This is a genomic window from Chryseobacterium capnotolerans (assembly GCF_021278965.1).
GTDB classification, from domain to species: domain Bacteria; phylum Bacteroidota; class Bacteroidia; order Flavobacteriales; family Weeksellaceae; genus Chryseobacterium; species Chryseobacterium capnotolerans.
In genome coordinates this window covers 4,880,587-4,901,007 of record NZ_CP065589.1, presented here as the reverse complement: position 1 = coordinate 4,901,007, position 20,421 = coordinate 4,880,587, and the positions used below count along the sequence as shown (strand labels likewise).

General features: G+C 39.2%; 3 protein-coding genes (2 of these 3 cut by a window edge). All 3 read left to right on the top strand.

Annotation, left to right across the window (positions count from 1 at the left end):
* Tightly spaced (each overlapping or abutting the next), the 3 genes in view from H5J24_RS23385 to H5J24_RS23370 form a layout consistent with a single transcriptional unit that may run on beyond the window.
* Positions 1-5,013, top strand: partial view of a non-ribosomal peptide synthetase gene (locus tag H5J24_RS23385; RefSeq protein WP_283250748.1) — the end only. It extends 11,349 nt beyond the left edge of the window; 5,013 of the gene's 16,362 nt are visible here — the last part of the coding sequence; the start codon falls outside the window, past its left edge; its stop codon occupies positions 5,011-5,013.
* Positions 5,009-17,968: a non-ribosomal peptide synthetase gene (locus H5J24_RS23375; RefSeq protein ID WP_283250803.1), complete on the top strand. Its 12,960-nt coding sequence runs from the start codon at positions 5,009-5,011 to the stop codon at positions 17,966-17,968. Before H5J24_RS23385 ends, H5J24_RS23375 begins: the two co-directional genes overlap by 5 nt.
* A protein-coding gene (locus H5J24_RS23370; protein ID WP_232815912.1) for an amino acid adenylation domain-containing protein crosses the window boundary here: on the top strand, positions 17,955-20,421 show its 5' portion. The gene runs 647 nt beyond the window's last position; the window shows 2,467 of its 3,114 coding nt (coding positions 1-2,467); it begins with the start codon at positions 17,955-17,957; its stop codon lies off the right edge, out of view. The genes H5J24_RS23375 and H5J24_RS23370 overlap by 14 nt, the downstream gene beginning before the upstream one ends.

The window sequence follows — 20,421 nt, the reverse complement described above, 5'->3', positions numbered from 1 at the left end:
TATCTGAACCTTACTAAAGGGAAGGATATTACTGTTGTACAGGACCAAGCCTATACAGAAACTCAGAAATATCTTCGGGATCATAAAGAAACAGGCAGAAAGTTCTGGGATACTTATATGAAGTCTCTGGAAGATCAGGAAGATTTAAGTGGATTAATTAAAGAATCTCAGAGATCTATTGATTTGGCTACCTATCGCCATATCCAGGATCATCAACAGGTAAAAATGATGATAACAGGAGATCAATATGATCTGCTTAAAGCCTTTATAAAATCTCATGGATTAACCGTAAATGCCATATTACAATACTTGTGGCATCAACAGCTGAGGATTTATAGCGGGTTGAGTACAACAGTTGTAGGAACAACAGTATCAGGACGAAGCTTGCCGGTAGAGGGAATAGAATCATCAGCAGGACTCTACATCAACACACTACCATTGATTGTTACTCATGAAGAAGAAAGAGTGGTAGATCATATCAAAGAAATTCAGAACAGAATTAGTGATATTAATACGCATAGTGACATTAATCTGGCAGAACTTCACCATGATGGACGCAGGATTTTCAGCAGCTTATTTGTATTTGAAAATTACCCTGTAACGGAAGGACAAGATCAAAATGAACTTGGTTTTGTATTCAAGGATTCAGTGGAGAAACTGGATTATCCACTAGGTATTGTCGCTTTTGAAAGAGGAAACGAGGTCTCATTAACCCTAAACTACGAAGGCTATCTGTTTGATAATGAAATGATGGCTCAAGTGATTGAAGGAATGCAGGTTTCACTTAATCAGGTTCTTGAAAATGAAAACATTACATCATCCGGATTACAGCTACTTGCCCAAGAAAAGTATAAAAAGATAACAGAAGATTGGAATAATACCTGGTATGATTTCCCATCTGAGAAAACCATCCATGAACTTTTTGAAAAACAGGTTGCAAAAACTCCAGATCATATAGCCCTGATATTTCAGGATAGAAAACTCTTATATAGTGAGCTGAATGCGCGCTCAAACCGTCTGGCTCATTATCTTATCAGTACATATAATCTTCAGCCTGACGAATTAGTACCCTTATGTTTAGAACGTTCGGAGAATATGATCATTGCTATTTTGGCAGTATGGAAAGCAGGAGCAGCTTATGTTCCTATGGATCCTTCCTATCCTGCTGATAGAATAAAACATATTCTGACAGATACAGGTGCAAGGGTAGTCCTTGCCCAGGAAAGCACAGAGAATCAGGTGCAAGTGGTTGAAAATGTAAATATTGTATCTCTTGATAATATTCTATTTAAAGATGCTATTGAGGGAATGCCTGCGGTAAATCCTACTATCAATATAAACTCGGGCAATCTTGCCTATGCCATTTATACGAGTGGAACAACAGGGCTTCCAAAAGGGGTAATGGTAGAGCATAAAAATGTAGTGAACCTTGTCTCTGACCTGTATTCCCGTTATGGTCTGGATGATCAGGATGTTATTCTTCAATTTGCCAACTATGTATTTGACCCATCCGTAGAGCAGATGTTATTGGCTCTTCTGAATGGAAATAGTATGCTTCTTAGTGAAGAGAAAAGCTATTTAAATGAAGAAGCATTCATAAAAATGCTTAATGATCATAAAGTTTCCTATATCAATCTTACTCCTTCGGTGTTGCAGAATATTGATATCACACAAGTGAAAACAATGCGTAAACTGGCTTCAGGAGGAGAAGCTTTGACTGTAGATCTTTATAATAAATTAAAAGGGGAACATTTCAACTTTCTTAATTGTTATGGTCCCACTGAAGTTACCGTTACCTCAATTGTTAATAATAATAGAAGAGCAAACAGTATAGGACGCCCTATTGGTAATACAAGCGTTTATGTATTAGATGCTCAGTTCCGTCCTGTACCTGTTGGAGCCGCAGGAGAACTTTATATTGGAGGATCAGGGGTTTCCAGAGGGTATCTGAACAGACCTGATCTTACAGATGAGCGTTTTATTTTCAACCCTTTTCAAACTGCAGCGCAAAATAATAAAAACGGGAAATTATATAAAACCGGAGATCTTGTTCGTTGGCTTCCGGACGGAAATATAGAATATATCGGAAGAAACGATTTCCAGGTAAAAATCCGGGGTTATCGTATTGAACTGGAAGAAATAGAAAACAGGTTGCTTCAACATCCGGAAATCCGTCAGGTGGCCGTTTTAGCTAAAGAAAATAATGCAGGGATGAAATATCTTGCAGGATATTATGTGGCAGACTCAGCCATTGATTCACATCTGCTTTCAGAATTTTTATCAGAGACTTTACCTGAATACATGATTCCCGCAGCATTTGTACATCTTATTGAACTTCCGATTTCTATCAATGGTAAGCTCGATAGAAAGCAGCTGCCTGAACCTACATTTATAGGGATGGAGACCTATACTGCTCCAGTCAATGAACTCCAGCAGAAACTCGCTGAAGTCTATGCAGAAGTTTTAGGATTGGATAGCAGCCGAATCAGTATTCATGACGATTTCTTCAGATTAGGAGGAAATAGTATTATGGCCATCAAACTGATCAGTAAAATTAAGCAAGTATTGGAGGTAAGGGTAGAAGTGGCAACCATTTTCAGTCATAAAACAGTGGCTTCTTTGTCTGAAGTTGTAAGCAACGAAACACACACTGAAGAGCAGACTGTCATTACTCCTGCAAAAGTAAATTCTCCGGAAGAACAAAGATTATCATTTGCCCAGGAAAGACTTTGGTTTATTGAAACCTACGAAGGTGGAAGCAGTGCCTACAATATCCCAATGGCAGCAATTCTGGATGAAAAAACAGATATTTCAGTATTGCAGAAAGCATTTGAAAAAGTAATTAAACGTCATGAAATCCTTCGTTCCGTGATTAAAACAACAGAAGATGGAGTCGGTTATCAGCAGGTTACAGATCATCTGCCTGAATGGAATATGACGGAAGTAAGCACAAGAGAAGATTTAGATGAAGCGCTTAACAAATGTGCTAATAAAATCTTCCGACTTGAGGTAGAAATTCCTATTGCAACTAATATTTTCAAGTTTGAAAACAGACATTATCTGTCAGCAGTAATTCATCACATTGCTTTTGACGGGTGGTCTACCGATATATTCCTGAAAGAAATCCAGACGATCTATAAAGCACTTCTTAATAACGAAAAAGCGGAAGAACTTTCTGACGTACAGATTCAGTACAAAGACTATGCTTTATGGCAGCGTGAATATCTTTCAGGACAACGTCTTGAACAGCAGATCAATTATTGGAAAGATCAGCTTGAGGATTTCCAAAACCTGGATCTTCCGACCGATTTCAGAAGACCTTCTCAAATTTCTTACGAAGGAGAAAATCTATATTTCAGCTTGGATGAAGAACAAAGTGAAAAGCTGAGAGCTTTATCCAAAAATCTTGGAATAAGCCTGTATTCTGTAATGCTGGGCGGATATTATCTGATGCTTTCAGCATATTCAGGGCAGGATGATATTGTGGTAGGAAGCCCTATCGCCAACCGTCATCATGCAGGACTGGAAGATATTATCGGATTTTTTGTCAACACATTGGCATTGAGAGAGAAACTGGATGCTAAGCAAAATCTTAAAGACTTCCTTCTTCAGGTTTCAAAATCAGTGACCGATGCTCAATCTCATCAGGACCTGCCGTTTGAAAAATTAGTAGAAGAACTTGGAGTAGAACAGGATACCTCGAGACATCCGGTTTTCCAGGTGATGTTTGGGCTTCAGAACTTCGGTGGTGATGCTTTATCTCAAAATAACCAGGACAGACTGTTTTATCCTTTTGATGGAGAAATAGATTATCAAGTGGCTAAATTCGATCTGACGACAATGATTGATGATGGCGGAGATGAGATTAAAGGAATGTTCAACTATGCTAAAGCCATTTTCTCTAAAGAAACGGTGGGGAATATGATCCGTTCCTATGAATTTTTACTGGAGCAAATGACAAAAGATGAAGATCAAAGAGAAATTACTCTTTCTGATTTAAACCTTGTTACTCATGATCAGTATAAAAAATTAACAGAAGATTGGAATGCAACCTATACAACATATCCATCAGAAATAACAATACACCATCTTTTTGAAAATCAGGTGAAAAATACTCCTGATCAGACAGCATTGGTATATCAGAATATCATCTTGTCTTATCAGGAATTAAATCAAAAGGCCAATCAGCTGGCTCATTATCTGATCGAAAACTATGGACTTCAACCAGATGATTTGGTTCCGGTATGCCTTGAAAGGTCAGAAAATATATTGATCGCTATTCTTGCTATCTTAAAATCTGGAGCAGCCTATGTTCCGATGGATCCTTCCTATCCTTCAGACAGAATACAGCATATTTTGAATGATACTGAGGCAAAACTGGTGATCGGACAGGAAAGTACAGCAGAAAAACTGGAAAATGCATCTGTTGAGGTTCTTGCTTTAGATGATATCAGTCTTAAAGCAGAACTTGAAATAACATCAACTGAAAATCCTGTTGTACAGGTTAATGCAGATAATCTTGCTTATGTGATCTACACCAGTGGAACCACAGGATTGCCAAAAGGAGTAATGATTGAACATTCAGGAGTGATAAACCTCATTGAATCAATGATAAAAGCTCACCGACTTCAAGAATATCAGGAGGTCGGATGCTACTCAAACTATGTATTTGATGCCTTTGTGTATGAAGCATTTCCGGTACTCTGTAATGGAAATACGTTGTGGCTGTACAGCAATGATCTCAGAACATCCGTAGGAGAACTTAATGATTATATTAAAAATAATAATATTGAAGTTTCATTTATTCCACCTGTTCTGCTAAGAGAAGTTGTAGAACATGGAACGAGTCTGAAACTCATATTTGCCGGCGGAGAAAGCTTCCCTGCTTTAGATAAAAATATTGACGATATTATCTTTGTAAATGAATATGGTCCTACAGAAGGAACAGTCTGTGCAACACTGCATTATTATAAAGAAGATAGAAATCCATTGAACATCGAGTGGCCCGATTGAAAACACCTATGTATATGTTCTTGATGAGCAAAATCGCCTGGCTCCTGTAGGGGCTGTAGGGGAACTGTATATTGGAGGAGCTGGGATCGCAAGAGGATATCTGAACCGTCCTGAATTAACCGAAGAACGATTCGTCTCAAATCCTTTCCAAACAATTATTCAGAAAGAAAGAGGAGAAAACGGACGTTTATACAAAACCGGAGATTTGGTACGCTGGTTACCGAATGGAGAACTGGAATATGCAGGTAGAAATGACTTCCAGGTGAAAATCCGTGGCCATCGTATTGAATTAGGGGAAATTGAAAATACCTTATTAGAATATTCCGATATTCGTCAGGGGGTTGTATTGGCGAAAGAAAATAAATCCGGGCTGAAATACCTGGCCGCTTATTATGTTTCTGATTCAGTTATAGATTCAGAATTGCTTATAGAATATCTATCAGTGTCTCTTCCTGAATACATGGTTCCCGGTGCTTTTGTGCATTTAACAGCTTTACCGGTAACAATCAACGGAAAATTAGACCGAAAAGCTTTGCCCGAACCTGATTTTACAGGCAGCAAAGAATACACAGCTCCGGAAACAGGCCTTCAAAAGCAGCTTTGCCAGATTTATGGGGATGTTCTCGGAGTAGATGCAGACACGATCAGTATTCATGATGACTTCTTCAGGTTGGGCGGAAACAGTATTATGGCCATCAAGCTTATCAGTAAGATTAAACAGGTTTTACAGATACAGGTAGAAGTTTCCAAAATATTCAATTACAAGACCATTGCTTTATTATCAGTGGTGTTATCAGAAGATACCCATGGCAGTGAGCAGGTGATGATTACCCCTGTCAAAGTAAATTCTCCTAAAGAACAGAGTTTATCTTTTGCTCAGGAAAGACTTTGGTTTATTGAAAATTATGAAGGCGGAACCAGTGCTTATAATATTCCAATGGTCTTTCTTCTGGATGAAAAAACAGATATTACGGTCCTTTGTAAATCATTGGATGCCATTGTGATACGTCACGAAGTTCTTCGTTCAGTCATTCGTATTACGGAGGAAGGAAAAGGCTGGCAGTTGGTTATGGATGATATTCCTGCGATTCATCAATATGAGGTGAAAACGATGCAGGAACTGGAAGAAAAAGTAAGCCGTGCCGCCAATAAAATCTTCCGTTTGGAAGAAGAATTGCCAATTGATATCAGCATCTTTACGCTTGAAGAAAATCGTTATTTATCGGTAGTCATTCACCATATTGCATTTGACGGATGGTCCACAGATATCTTCTTAAAAGAATTAATCAGTATTTATGATGCCATTAAAGAGGAACAACCGCATGAGCTACCTGCCTTAAAAATTCAATATAAAGACTTTGCATTGTGGCAGCGTAATTATCTTACCGGAGAAAGACTTGACCAACAAATCGGTTACTGGAAAAATAAGCTTAGCGGATTCCAAAATCTTGACCTGGCAACAGATTTCAAGAGACCGGCTCAGATATCCTATGAAGGTGAAAATATCTATTTCGGCCTTGATGCAGACCAAACCCAAAAACTGAAAAACCTGTCAAAAGACCTTGGAGTAAGTTTGTACAGTATTTTGTTAGGAGGATATTACCTGACTCTTTCCGCCTATTCCGGACAGGACGACATTATTGTGGGAAGCCCGATTGCGAACCGTCATCATGCTGGTCTTGAAGACATGATCGGATTCTTTGTCAATACACTGGCACTCAGAGAAAATATTGATCCAAATCAGCAGATAAAAGACTTTATTTTACAGGTCGCTCAATCAGTAACAGAAGCCCAGTCCTATCAGGATCTTCCTTTTGAAAAATTAGTGGAAGAACTTGGAGTAGAGAAAGATACTTCCCGACATCCGGTATTCCAGGTAATGTTTGGTCTTCAGAGCTTTGGGGAAGAAGTTTCTCAACCGGAAAACAAAACAACATTATTGTATCCTTTCAATGGAAATGTCGATTACCAGGTCGCTAAGTTTGATCTGACGACGATGATTAACGATATTGGTCATAGTCTACAGGGAATGTTCAACTATGCGAAATCTGTTTTCTCAAAAGAAACAGTTCAGAATATGCTGAATACCTATCTTTTTCTGCTTGATCAGATCGCAGAAATTAATGATAAGAAAGGTTTTGCGATATCAGAACTGAATCTTATTCCTGATGAACAGCATGAAACGGTTTCCAAACTGTGGTCTTCGGGAATTCATTATCCAAGTGATACAACTATTCATAAGTTGTTTGAAAATCAGGTTGAAAGAACCCCTGATCATACGGCAATCGTCTATCAGGACGTTAGATTATCTTACCGTGAGCTTAATGAACGCTCCAATCGTTTGGCAAATTATCTTATTGAAACGTATGATATTCAGCCTGATGACCTCATTCCTTTGTGTTTGGAACGTTCCGAAGAAATGCTTGTGGCTATTTTAGCCGTGTTAAAATCCGGTGGAGCTTATGTTCCGATGGACCCATCATATCCTGCTGACAGAATCAAACACATTCTAACCGATACAGGGGCAAAAATTGTGATTACTCAAAAAGGGTCTGAGCTGAATGTCCTTGAAGCTTGCGGAGATACAACTTCGATGCTTCTTTTAAACGATTCAGAACTGGAAAAGGTTCTGGAAAACAGCAGTATTGAAAATCCAATTACTTCCGTTGCTTCTAATCATTTGGCGTATGTAATCTACACCAGTGGAACAACCGGAATGCCGAAAGGAGTACTACAGGAACATCGTAATGTGGCCCGTTTGTTCAGTGCCACCGATCATTGGTATCAGTTCAATGACAAAGATGTCTGGAGTTTATTCCACTCCTATGTATTTGACTTTAGTGTATGGGAAATCTGGGGGGCTTTATTCTATGGCGGAAAGCTCTTAGTTCCATCCTCTGAACAGACCAAAGACACGAATTTATTCTTCAGCCTATGTTTAGAAGAAGGATTAACGGTACTCAACCAAACCCCAACGGCATTCTATCAGTTTATTGATACGGCTCTTCAAAGAGAAGAGGATTTAACAGACCTTCGCTATGTGATCTTCGGAGGAGAAGCCTTAAACCTGGCCTCTTTAAAACCTTGGTATGATCGTTATTCTGAATCACCAACGCTGATTAACATGTATGGAATTACCGAAACAACCGTCCATGTAACCTACAAGAAACTGAGTGCAGAAGATTTGGATAAAGCTTCATTAATCGGGGAGAATATTCCGGATCAGGGTATGTATATATTAGATAAACATCTTCGGGCAGTTCCGGTAGGCGCTGTAGGAGAATTGTATGTAGGTGGAGCGGGAATTGCCAGAGGCTATCTGAATCGTGAAGAACTCACTGCAGAACGTTTTATCAGCAATCCTTTCCAGACCTTGGAAGAAAAGAAGCAAGGAACTAATGATATTTTGTACAAAACCGGAGACTTGGTACGTTACCTTGCTGACGGAGAATTAGAATACATTGGAAGAAATGACTTCCAGGTGAAGATCCGTGGTTACAGAATTGAGCTAGGAGAGATTGAAAACAGACTTCAGGAATATCCTGAAGTAAAACAAGCTGTTGTTTTGGCCAAAGAAAACAAAGCCGGGCTGAAATATCTGGTTGGCTATTATGTATCTGAAAAAGCACATGAAGTAAGTGCTCTTACGGTATTTTTATCAGAAGTATTACCAGAATATATGGTTCCGGCAGCTTTTGTTCATTTAACCTCATTGCCACTGACCATCAATGGTAAATTAGACAGAAGAGCCTTACCAGAACCTGAATTTACAGGAGGCAGAGAATACACCGCCCCGGAAACCGAATTACAGGAGAAATTATGCCAGATTTATGGCGAAGTGTTAGGTTTGGATGCTTCGGGCATCGGTATCCATGATGATTTCTTTAGACTAGGGGGAGACAGTATTATCAGTATTCAGCTTGTCAGCAGAATCAGACAAAGGCTTGACATAAGAGTAAGCGTTAAAGATATTTTTACTTCCAGATCAGTCCTGAAACTTTCTGAATTAATGGAAAGCAAGGCCAAAGAAGAGCAAACTCAGATTCTGACGGAACAAGGTCAGCTTACCGGAAGTTTATCATTCCTTCCTATCCAGGAATGGTTCTTTAATTTGGTGGAAGACGGATATGTAGGAGATCTTAATCATTGGAATCAATCCTTCCTGATTACAGTTCCTGAGCTTAATACAGAACTATTAAAGCAAAGTATAAAGCTGCTTATTCAAAAGCATGATGCTTTCAGAATGTTTTATCCAAAAGAAAATAATACCTATACTCAACAGTACGGAATAGAATATATTCCGGAAATTAAAGATCTTGATATTTCAGGAATGTCATCAGAAGAGCTTTCCCAAGTATTTACAGAATGGCAGTCTCATTTCGATATAGAAAAAGGACCTTTATTCCAGATAGGTTATGTTCATGGATATGAAGATGGTAGTGCCAGAATATTCTTTGCATTACACCACTTAATTATTGATGCTGTAAGCTGGAGAATCATTACAGAGGATCTGAAAAATATATATCAAACACTGGAAAAAGGAAAGCAGCCTGAAGCCTATATAAAAGGAAGCAGCTACCGTCAGTGGACTGAAGCTGTAAAAGGATATCTTCTTGATCAACCGGAAGAGAGAGCCACAGAATTGACATATTGGACTCATACAGCCGAAAACATTACGAAAAGCAATGATATTTTGAGGGAAATATCCTCTCAGGACTACCATTTTGCGAATCTTAGTCTGGAAGAAAGCTATACGGAAAAACTGATCAGAGAGATTCATCATGTATACCATACACAAATCAATGACATTCTGTTATCTGCACTTGCTTCTGCACTTTCGGACCTTACCGGGACATCAGGACATGCCGTTCTTCTGGAAGGTCACGGCCGTGAAGAAGTGTTCAATAATCTGGATATTACAGAAACAGTAGGGTGGTTTACCTCCATGTATCCATTACTGCTGCAAACCGGAAAAGACGTAAAAGACACTGTTGTTGTAACCAAAGAATCGCTGAGAAGCATTCCAAATAACGGAATTGGGTATGGCAGTCTTGTAGGATATACTGAACAGGCCCTTCCGAAAATCAGTTTCAACTATCTTGGGCAGCTTGACCAGGAAGAAAGTACCGGTGAAAAAATCTGGTATATCTCAGGTGAAAATAGTGGGAACTCCATGGGGGATAAAAACCGGGACAGTTATATCATTAGTGTCAACGGAGCCATTGCTGATGGGCAGCTTCGCTTTGGAATCTCAGGATACCTTTCACAGGATCAGGTGAACCTGCTTACTCAAAAATTTGAAGAGTATATAAAACAGACTGTTGATGAATTAACAGCAGAACAGAGAACCTGGTTAACACCTTCAGATACAGAGAATATCGTTGGTAAAGATCAGCTGATGTATATTCAGGAATCTGGAGCGGTAGAAGGTGTATACCTTGCCAACAGCTTACAGGAAGGATTTGTATATCATGCATTGAACCAGGGGGATACAGATGATGCTTATCGTGTACAATTGGTATGGGATTATCGCTCAGAAATGAATCTTGAGCAATTGAAAAAAGCATGGATATATACTCAAAATCAACTTCCTACGCTAAGATTAAGATTTGACTGGAGTGAAGAAATTGTTCAGATTATTGATCAAAAAGGAACCCTTGACTGGCGTTATCACGATTTGAGTGAAATGAACAAGGATCAACAGGAAGAACTGATTTCCGAAATGACTCATAAAGACCGTTTCGAAGTATATGATCTTGCTAAAGGAAGCCTTTTCAGAATATATCTGTTTAAACTTTCAGAGCAGCATTATACCTGTCTTTTCAGTAATCATCATGCCATTCTTGATGGATGGAGTATGCCGATATTCCTGACGCTTATTCATGAGGCTTATTTAAAATTAATTAAAAATCAGGAACTTTCTCCGGCACCGGATGCAGCCTACGCAGAAGCACAAAAGTATTTACAAAACCATAAAGATTCAAATGCCGGCTTCTGGAAAGACTACATGGGACTTCTTGAAGACCGTGAAGACATAAGTGGCTGGATCAAAGAATCTAAGAAAAATATTGACCTTTCCGAATACAAACAGATTGTAGATCACCGCTCGATAAAAATGTCGATCGTTGGAGAACAATACCAGCAGTTGAAGAAATTTACAGCCAAGAATGGATTTACCATTAATGCCGTCCTTCAATATCTGTGGCATAAACAATTGGCGGTTTATAGTGGAACGCAGTCTACGGTAGTGGGAACTACAGTTTCAGGAAGAAGTATTCCGGTAGATGGGATTGAGTCATCAGTTGGTTTGTATATCAATACTTTACCATTAATTGTTAGTCATACAGAGGGTAAAGTAGCAGATATGATCTCAGAAATTCAGAACAGAATCAGTGAGCTCAATACGCACAGTAGTGTAAATCTGGCGAGTCTTCAGCATGACGGACGCAGAATTTTCAGCAGCTTGTTTGTGTATGAAAACTATCCGGCTCCAAAAGGAGATGAAGATAATGAACTGTCATTTGTCTTCAAAGGTTCAGTAGAACGTCTGGATTATCCATTAGGAATTGTGGCGTATGAAGCGGGTGATGAAGTATGGTTAAATATCAGCTATGAAGGCTTTCTGTTTGAGAAAGCGATGATACAGCAGTTAATCAGTGGAATGAACACTGTTTTGAATCAGATTCTCGAAAACTCAGAGATCTCATCCGATCAACTTTCTTATCTGACTCAGCAAGAATATAAAACGGTTTCCAAACTGTGGTCTTCGGGAGTTCATTATCCAAGTGATACAACTATTCATAAGTTGTTTGAAAATCAGGTTGAAAGAACCCCTGATCATACGGCAATCGTCTATCAGGACGTTAGATTATCTTACCGTGAGCTTAATGAACGCTCCAATCGTTTGGCAAATTATCTTATTGAAACGTATGATATTCAGCCTGATGATCTCATTCCTTTGTGTTTGGAACGTTCCGAAGAAATGCTTGTAGCTATTTTAGCTGTGTTAAAATCCGGAGGGGCTTATGTTCCGATGGACCCATCATATCCTGCTGACAGAATCAAACACATTCTAACCGATACAGGGGCAAAAATTGTGATTACACAGAAAGGTTCTGAACAGAACGTTTTCGAAGCTTGCGAAGAGACAACTTCAATGCTTATGTTGAACAGTTCTGAGTTGGAAACAGTTCTGAAAAGCAGCAGTATTGAAAACCCTGTTACGTCTGTGACTTCTAATCATTTGGCGTATGTAATCTACACCAGTGGAACAACCGGAATGCCGAAAGGAGTACTACAGGAACATCGTAATGTCGCCCGTTTGTTCAGTGCCACCGATCATTGGTATCAGTTCAATGACAAAGATGTCTGGAGTTTATTCCATTCCTATGTATTTGACTTTAGTGTCTGGGAAATCTGGGGGGCTTTATTCTATGGTGGAAAGCTATTAGTTCCATCATCTGAACAAACCAAAGACACGAATTTATTCTTCAGCTTATGTTTAGAAGAAGGGTTAACGGTACTCAACCAAACCCCAACGGCGTTCTATCAGTTTATTGATACGGCACTTCAGAGAGAAGAACAGTTAACAGACCTTCGTTATGTGGTCTTCGGAGGAGAAGCCTTAAATCTGGCCTCTTTAAAACCTTGGTATGATCGTTATTCTGAATCACCAACGCTGATTAACATGTATGGAATTACCGAAACAACGGTCCATGTAACCTACAAGAAGTTGAGTGCAGCCGATTTGGATAAAGCTTCATTAATCGGGGAGAATATTCCGGATCAGGGGATGTATATCCTTGATAAACATCTTCGTGCTGTACCTGTAGGAGCTGTAGGAGAATTGTATGTAGGAGGAGCCGGGATTGCCAGAGGCTATCTGAATCGTGAAGAACTCACTGCAGAACGTTTTATCAGCAATCCTTTCCAGACCTTGGAAGAAAAGAACCAGGGAAGTAATGGAATCCTGTACAAAACCGGAGACCTGGTACGTTACCTTGCTGACGGAGAATTAGAATACATTGGAAGAAATGACTTCCAGGTGAAGATCCGTGGTTACAGAATTGAGCTAGGAGAGATTGAAAACAGACTTCAGGAATATCCTGAAGTAAAACAAGCTGTTGTTTTGGCCAAAGAAAACAAAGCTGGGCTGAAATATCTGGTTGGCTATTATGTCTCAGAAAAAGCAAATGAAGTAATTGACCTTACTGCATTCTTATCAGAGGTACTACCAGAATATATGGTTCCTGCAGCATTTGTCCACTTAACCTCATTACCGCTGACCATCAATGGTAAACTAGACAGAAGAGCCTTACCAGAACCTGAATTTACAGGAGGCAGAGAATACACCGCCCCGGAAACCGAATTACAGGAGAAATTATGCCAGATTTATGGTGAAGTGTTAGGATTGGATGCTTCGGGCATCGGTATCCATGATGATTTCTTTAGTCTTGGAGGAAACAGTATTATGGCCATCAAATTAATCAGCTCCATCAAACGAACTCTGGATATGCAGGTTGGGGTAGCTGTGATATTTGGGCATAAAACAGTAGGCTCACTTTCAGAAGCATTAAATGATCAAAATAATATTGATGAAGAGGTTACCATTATACCAATAAAAGTAAACACTCCTGAAGAGCAAAGATTATCCTTTGCTCAGGAAAGACTTTGGTTTATTGAAACCTATGAAGGAGGAAGCAGTGCCTATAACGTCCCTATGACGGTCCGTCTGAATGAAAAAACAGATATTTCAGTAATAGGGAAGGCACTCGAAAAAATCGTAATGCGACATGAAGTATTACGAACCATTATCCGTTCAACAGACGAAGGAAAAGGATATCAGTTGATTCTTGACCAGGTTCCGACAATCCATTTACACGAAGTAAATACAAAAGAGGAGCTGGATAAAGAAATCAATAAAGTATCCAATAAAATCTTCCGTCTGGATGAAGAACTTCCTATAGAAATTAGCATTTTTAGGTTAGGAGACCACCATCATTTGTCAGTTGTGATTCATCACATTGCATTTGATGGTTGGTCAACGGATATTTTCTTAAAAGAAATACAAACAATTTACAATGCCCTTATCAATGGGGAAGAACCTCAACTTCCTGAAGTTAAGGTACAATATAAAGACTTTGCATTGTGGCAGAGAAATTATCTTTCCGGAGAAAGACTTGATCGTCAGGTAGACTATTGGAAAACAAAACTGGATGATTTCCAGACCTTGAACTTACCTGCAGATTACAAGAGACCCAACCAGGTTTCTTATGAAGGGGAAACGATTCATTTTGTATTGTCTCCTAAAGTAGCTCAAGGATTGAGAAAAACATCTAAAGAACTGGGTGTAAGTGTATACAGTGTAATGCTGGGAGGGTATTATCTGATGTTATCAGCATATTCCGGTCAGGATGATATTGTAGTAGGAAGTCCTATTGCCAACAGACATCATGCAGGTCTTGAAGATATGATCGGTTTCTTTGTGAATACATTGGCTCTGAGAGAAACAATAGATGCAGAACAAAACCTTAAAGAATTTATTCTTCAGATATCCCAATCCGTAATGGAAGCACAGTCTCATCAGGATCTTCCGTTTGAAAAATTGGTGGAAGAGCTTGGAGTAGAGCAGGATATGTCCCGCCATCCGGTATTCCAGGTGATGTTTGGGCTTCAGAGTTTCGGAAGAAGCGATGATGATGCAGAAATGCTATTCCACCCTTATGAAGGAGATACAGATTATGATGTGGCTAAATTTGATCTGACCACTATGATCGATGATGGAGGAGAAACCATTCAGGGAATGTTCAATTATGCCAAGGCAATTTTTGCAAGAGAAACAGTGAGTAATATGATTTATTCTTATCTGTATATTCTTGAACAGGCCTTTGGTAAAGAGATCAACCTCGAAACAACCCAACTGAATCATCTTCGTTTGATATCTGAGGACACCGGTAAAAAAATAACAGAAGAATGGAATGCTACAGAAGTATTTTACCCATCTGATACAACCATTCATGGATTATTCGAAAAACAGGTAGCAAAAACACCGAATAATATCGCAGCAGTGTATCAGGACATAAGATTGTCCTACCGTGAGCTTAATGAACGTGCCAACCGTTTGGCAAATCATCTTATTGAAACTTACGGTCTTCAGCCTGATGATATTGTTCCGTTATGCCTGAACCGCTCTGAGCAAATGATTATAGCAATCCTTGCGGTATTAAAATCCGGTGCAGCCTATGTTCCGATGGATCCTTCCTATCCTTCCGACAGAATAGAGCATATTCTTAAGGATACTAAAGCAAAAATTATTCTGGCAGACGAAAATACCGCTGAAAAACTGAATAATGCATCCGCAAAGGTTCTTTCATTGGAAACAGTGATCTTCCAGGCCATTCTGGAAACGATGTCTTCAGCAAATCCTGTAACAGAAGTACAACCGGATAATCTGGCGTATGTCATTTATACCAGTGGTACTACAGGACTTCCAAAAGGAGTAATGATTGAACATAAAAGTGTCACCAACTTAATAGAGCAGGAAGCCAAAGAATTTGGGCTGAAATCAGAATCCGTTCATAAAAACTGCCTGTGGTACGCCAATTATGTATTCGATGCGCATGTTTGGGAATTGTATCCATCTATTACGCATGGCCACAGTATTTACATCCTGGAAAAAGACAAACAGACAGATCTTGCTGCTTTACAACAGTATATCCAGGAAAATAACATCAGTATTGCAACAATACCACCAGTACTTCTTACAAAAGATTATGTTCTTCCGTTAGAAAAAATGGTGGTGGCAGGAGATGTTACCAATCCTCAGGTGATGAAGCTGTATAAAGAACAGGGAGTAGATCTTATCAATGCTTACGGGCCTACAGAAAGTACAGTATGTGCCACTTTACACCATTACAATGAAGATGGTAACCCGGTGAATATCGGAGGTGCAATTGGTAATATGACGGTGTATGTTCTGGATAATCATCAACGTCCTGTTCCTGTAGGAGCTGCAGGTGAACTTTATATTGGGGGTGCTGGTATTGCCAGAGGCTATCTGAACCGTCCTGAGCTTACAGAAGAACGTTTTATATCCAATCCTTTCCAAACCCCTGAGCAAGAAGGAAAAGGAGAGAATGGGAGATTATATAGAACAGGAGATTTAGTGCGTTGGCTGCCTAACGGGCAACTGGAATATATCGGAAGAAACGACTTCCAGGTGAAAATCCGTGGCTATCGTATTGAATTAGGCGAGATTGAAAATGCCTTACTGAGCTATCCTGGCATTCGTCAGGTTGCTGTAGTAGCAAAAGAAAATAAATCAGGAATTAAGTACCTCGCAGGTTATTATGTTTCTGATACACTGGTCGACTCAGCATTGCTTTCAGAGCATTTGTCTGAGACGCTTCCAGAGTATATGGTTCCCGGAGCTTTTGTTCACTTAGAAGCTTTACCGTTAACTATTAATGGAAAATTAGATAAAAGAGGCTTACCGGAACCTGATTTTACAGGGAATAAAGAATATTTTGCACCTGAAACGGTACTTCAGAAAAGTCTCGTAGAAATTTATGGAGAAGTACTGGGGATCAACGCCGAAAATATCAGTATTCATGATGATTTCTTCAGACTAGGAGGGGATAGTATCATCAGTATTCAGCTGGTAGGAAAAATAAAACAACGCCTGGAAGTAAGATTGAGTGTAAAAGAAATATTCTCCTCAAGAACAGCAGCAGCAATTGCTATTCTGATGGAAAATAAAAAATCTGAAACACAAATTGAAATCCTAACAGAGCAAGGAATTCTTACCGGGGAAGTTGCACTTTTACCAGTTCAGGAATGGTTCTTTAGCGAGAAAGAGAAGGGATACCTAGCGGATTCGAACCATTGGAATCAGGCATTCTTGATTAATGTTCCTGAGCTTGATACCTATATTTTAGAAAAAAGTATTGAGCTTTTGATTGAAAAACATGATGTCTTCAGATTGTATTATCCTTTTGAAAACGGAAATTACAGTCAATATTATGGAGATCAGAATACAGGGGTAAAAATCAATTATCTTGATGTTTCCAAAATGAGTCAGAAAGAAATTCCTGAAATATTCACCACATGGCAGGAGCAGTTTGATATTGAAAAAGGACCACTATACAATATCGGTTACATCACAGGATACAAGGATAAAACGGCAAGGGTTTTCTTTGCTTTCCATCACCTTATTATTGATACGGTGAGCTGGAGAATTATTCTTGATGACCTCAGAAACATCTATCAGGCTCTTGAAAAAGGAGAAAATATAGCAACCCCTCAAAAAGGAAGCAGTTACCGTCAATGGGTCCAGGCAATTAAAAACTATAAGTCTGAAAATGCAGAATCCAGAGACAAAGAATTAGCTTACTGGAATGGAATAGCCTCTCAGGTGGATAGAAGCAATAAGGTTCTTGAGGAAATTTCAGGTGCGGAATACCATCATGATATCCTTCTTTTAGACCAAAACATTACAGAAAAACTGATCAGAGGAAGTCATCACGTATATCATACCGAAATCAATGACCTATTATTGGCTGCATTAGCATCTGCGCTTACAGATTTCACTGGCGAATCCAGACATGCAATTGTATTGGAAGGCCATGGCCGTGAAGATGTATTCAACAATCTTGATATTACAGAAACAGTAGGTTGGTTTACTTCCATGTATCCGTTATTGCTGGAAGCAGGAATTAGTGCGAGTGATACTGTAATATTGACTAAAGAAGCCCTAAGAGAAATTCCGGATCACGGTATTGGTTATGGAGGTCTTGTAGGATACACCAATTATGACCTTCCAAAGATTGGATTTAATTATCTTGGACAGCTAGATCAGGAAGACCATTCCGGCGAAAAAAACATGGTTTATAGCCGCCGAAGACACAGGTCTTTCAATAGGGAAAGGGAACAGAGACAGTCATATGATCAGTATTAATGGTGGTGTATTGAATGGGCAACTTCGTTTCAGTATTTCAGCCTATCTTACCCAACAAGAGGTAGAACAGCTTACTCAATTGTTTAAAGAACATATTATCCATTTGGTGGAAGAGCTTTCTCAAAGTAACCACAGCTTCTTGACCCGCTCTGATGTTGATTATATTATTGATGATAAACAACTCTCATCCGTTCAGGAATCCGGAGAAGTGGAAAAAATATATCTGGCAAACAGTCTTCAGGAAGGATTTGTATATCATGCATTGAACCAGGGAGATACAGATGATGCTTATCGAGTACAATTGGTATGGGATTATCTTTCTGACATGAATATTGAGACTCTTAAAGAGGCATGGTCTTATACCCAGCAACAGTTTCCGGCACTACGACTTAGATTTGACTGGAATGGAGAAATCATCCAGATTATTGATAAAAAAGGAAGTTTAGACTGGCGTTATCTGGATCTGAGTGCCATGAATGAGGAGATGCAGGAAGAATTGATCCGGGAAGCTACTCAAAAAGACAGATTTGAAGTATATGATTTATCAAAAGGGGGTTTATTCAGAGTATATCTGTTTAAACGTTCCGAAAAGCATTATACCTGTCTTTTCAGTAACCACCATGCGGTGCTGGATGGCTGGAGTATGCCTATCATATTAACGAGTATTCATGATATTTATCTGAAGCTTATCAAAAAACAGGATCTGAATATTACTACAGATCATGCCTATATCAAAACCCAGGAATACCTTCAGCAGCACAAAGAGGGCAGCCGAAGCTTCTGGAATGCTTATATGAACCTTCTCGAAGACCGTGAAGACCTTAGCAGCCTGATCAAAGAATCCCAAAAACATATCGATTTGGGAACCTATCGTCAGATTAAAGATCATCAGGCTGTAAAAATGACGATTATTGAGGAAGAGTATCAGCAACTGAAAAAATTTACTGCCAAAAACGGATTTACCATTAATGCAGTTCTTCAATATCTATGGCATAGCCAGCTGAGTGTATACGGAGGTGTTGAAACAACGGTGGTAGGAACTACTGTATCCGGACGAAGCCTTCCTGTGGATGATATTGAATCTTCAGCAGGTCTTTTCATCAATACACTTCCATTAATTGTACAGCATACTCAGGGTAAAGTGGTGGATATTATCTCCGATATTCAGCAGAGAATCAGTGAGCTTAATACCCATAGTGATGTAAACCTTGCAGAACTTCATCAGGATGCAAGACGTATTTTCAGCAGTTTATTTGTCTATGAAAACTATCCTGTACCACAAGGAGGAGATGATAACAATGAGCTAGGATTTGTCTTCCGGAATTCTGTTGAAAAACTGGATTATCCATTAGGAATTATGGCGTTTGAACAAGGGGAAAGTGTAACCTTGAAGATTAACTATGAAGGCGTTCTTTTTGAACAGCAGATGATGGAACAGTTGATTGATGGAATGAAAGCCGTTTTAGCTCAGATACTTGAAAATGATCAAATCACTTCCGATAAATTTTTACATGTTTCAGATAATCAATTGAAACAAATGCAGCTATGGAATGCCGTGGAATCTGATTATCCTTCTGATAAAACCATTCATCAGCTGTTTGAAGAACAGGTACAGAAAACTCCGGAAAACATAGCATTAGTCTATCAGGAAAGGGTATTGACATATAAAGAACTGAATGAAAAATCAAACCGTCTAGCCAATTATTTGATAGATACTCATGATCTTCAGCCGGATGAATTAGTTCCATTGTGTTTAGACCGTTCCGAAAATATGCTGATTGCAATGTTAGCTGTATTAAAATCCGGGGCAGCCTATGTGCCGATGGACCCTTCTTATCCTGTGGAAAGAATAGAGCACATCCTTCAGGATACCAGAGCAAGACTGGCTTTAGGTCAGGAAAGTACGGTAGAAAAGCTGGAAAATATAAGTGCAGAGGTGATCTCATTAGATGAGGTAACCTTTAAAGCAATACTTGAAACGTATGATGGTAACAATCCTGTTACTTATACAAAATCAAAGCATTTAGCTTACGTTATTTTCACCAGTGGAACCACCGGATTGCCTAAAGGAGTTATGGTTGAACACAGAAATGTGGCCAACCTAATTCATCAGGAAGCTAAAGAATTCGGACTGCTTGGAACTGATACTCAAAAGAACTGTTTATGGTATGCGAATTATGTATTTGATGCCCATGTTTGGGAATTATATCCATCCATCACTCATGGACATGCAATCTATATTTTAGAAAAAGACCTTCAAACCGATCTGTCTGCTTTAAGTGCTTATATCGAAAAGAATACCATCAGTATTGCAACTATTCCGCCTGTACTTTTAACAAGGGAATATATTTTACCATTGGAAATCCTTGTCGTAGCCGGAGACGTTACCAATCCACAGGTGATGGCCATGTATAAAGAGCATGGAGTAGACCTGATCAATGCTTACGGACCAA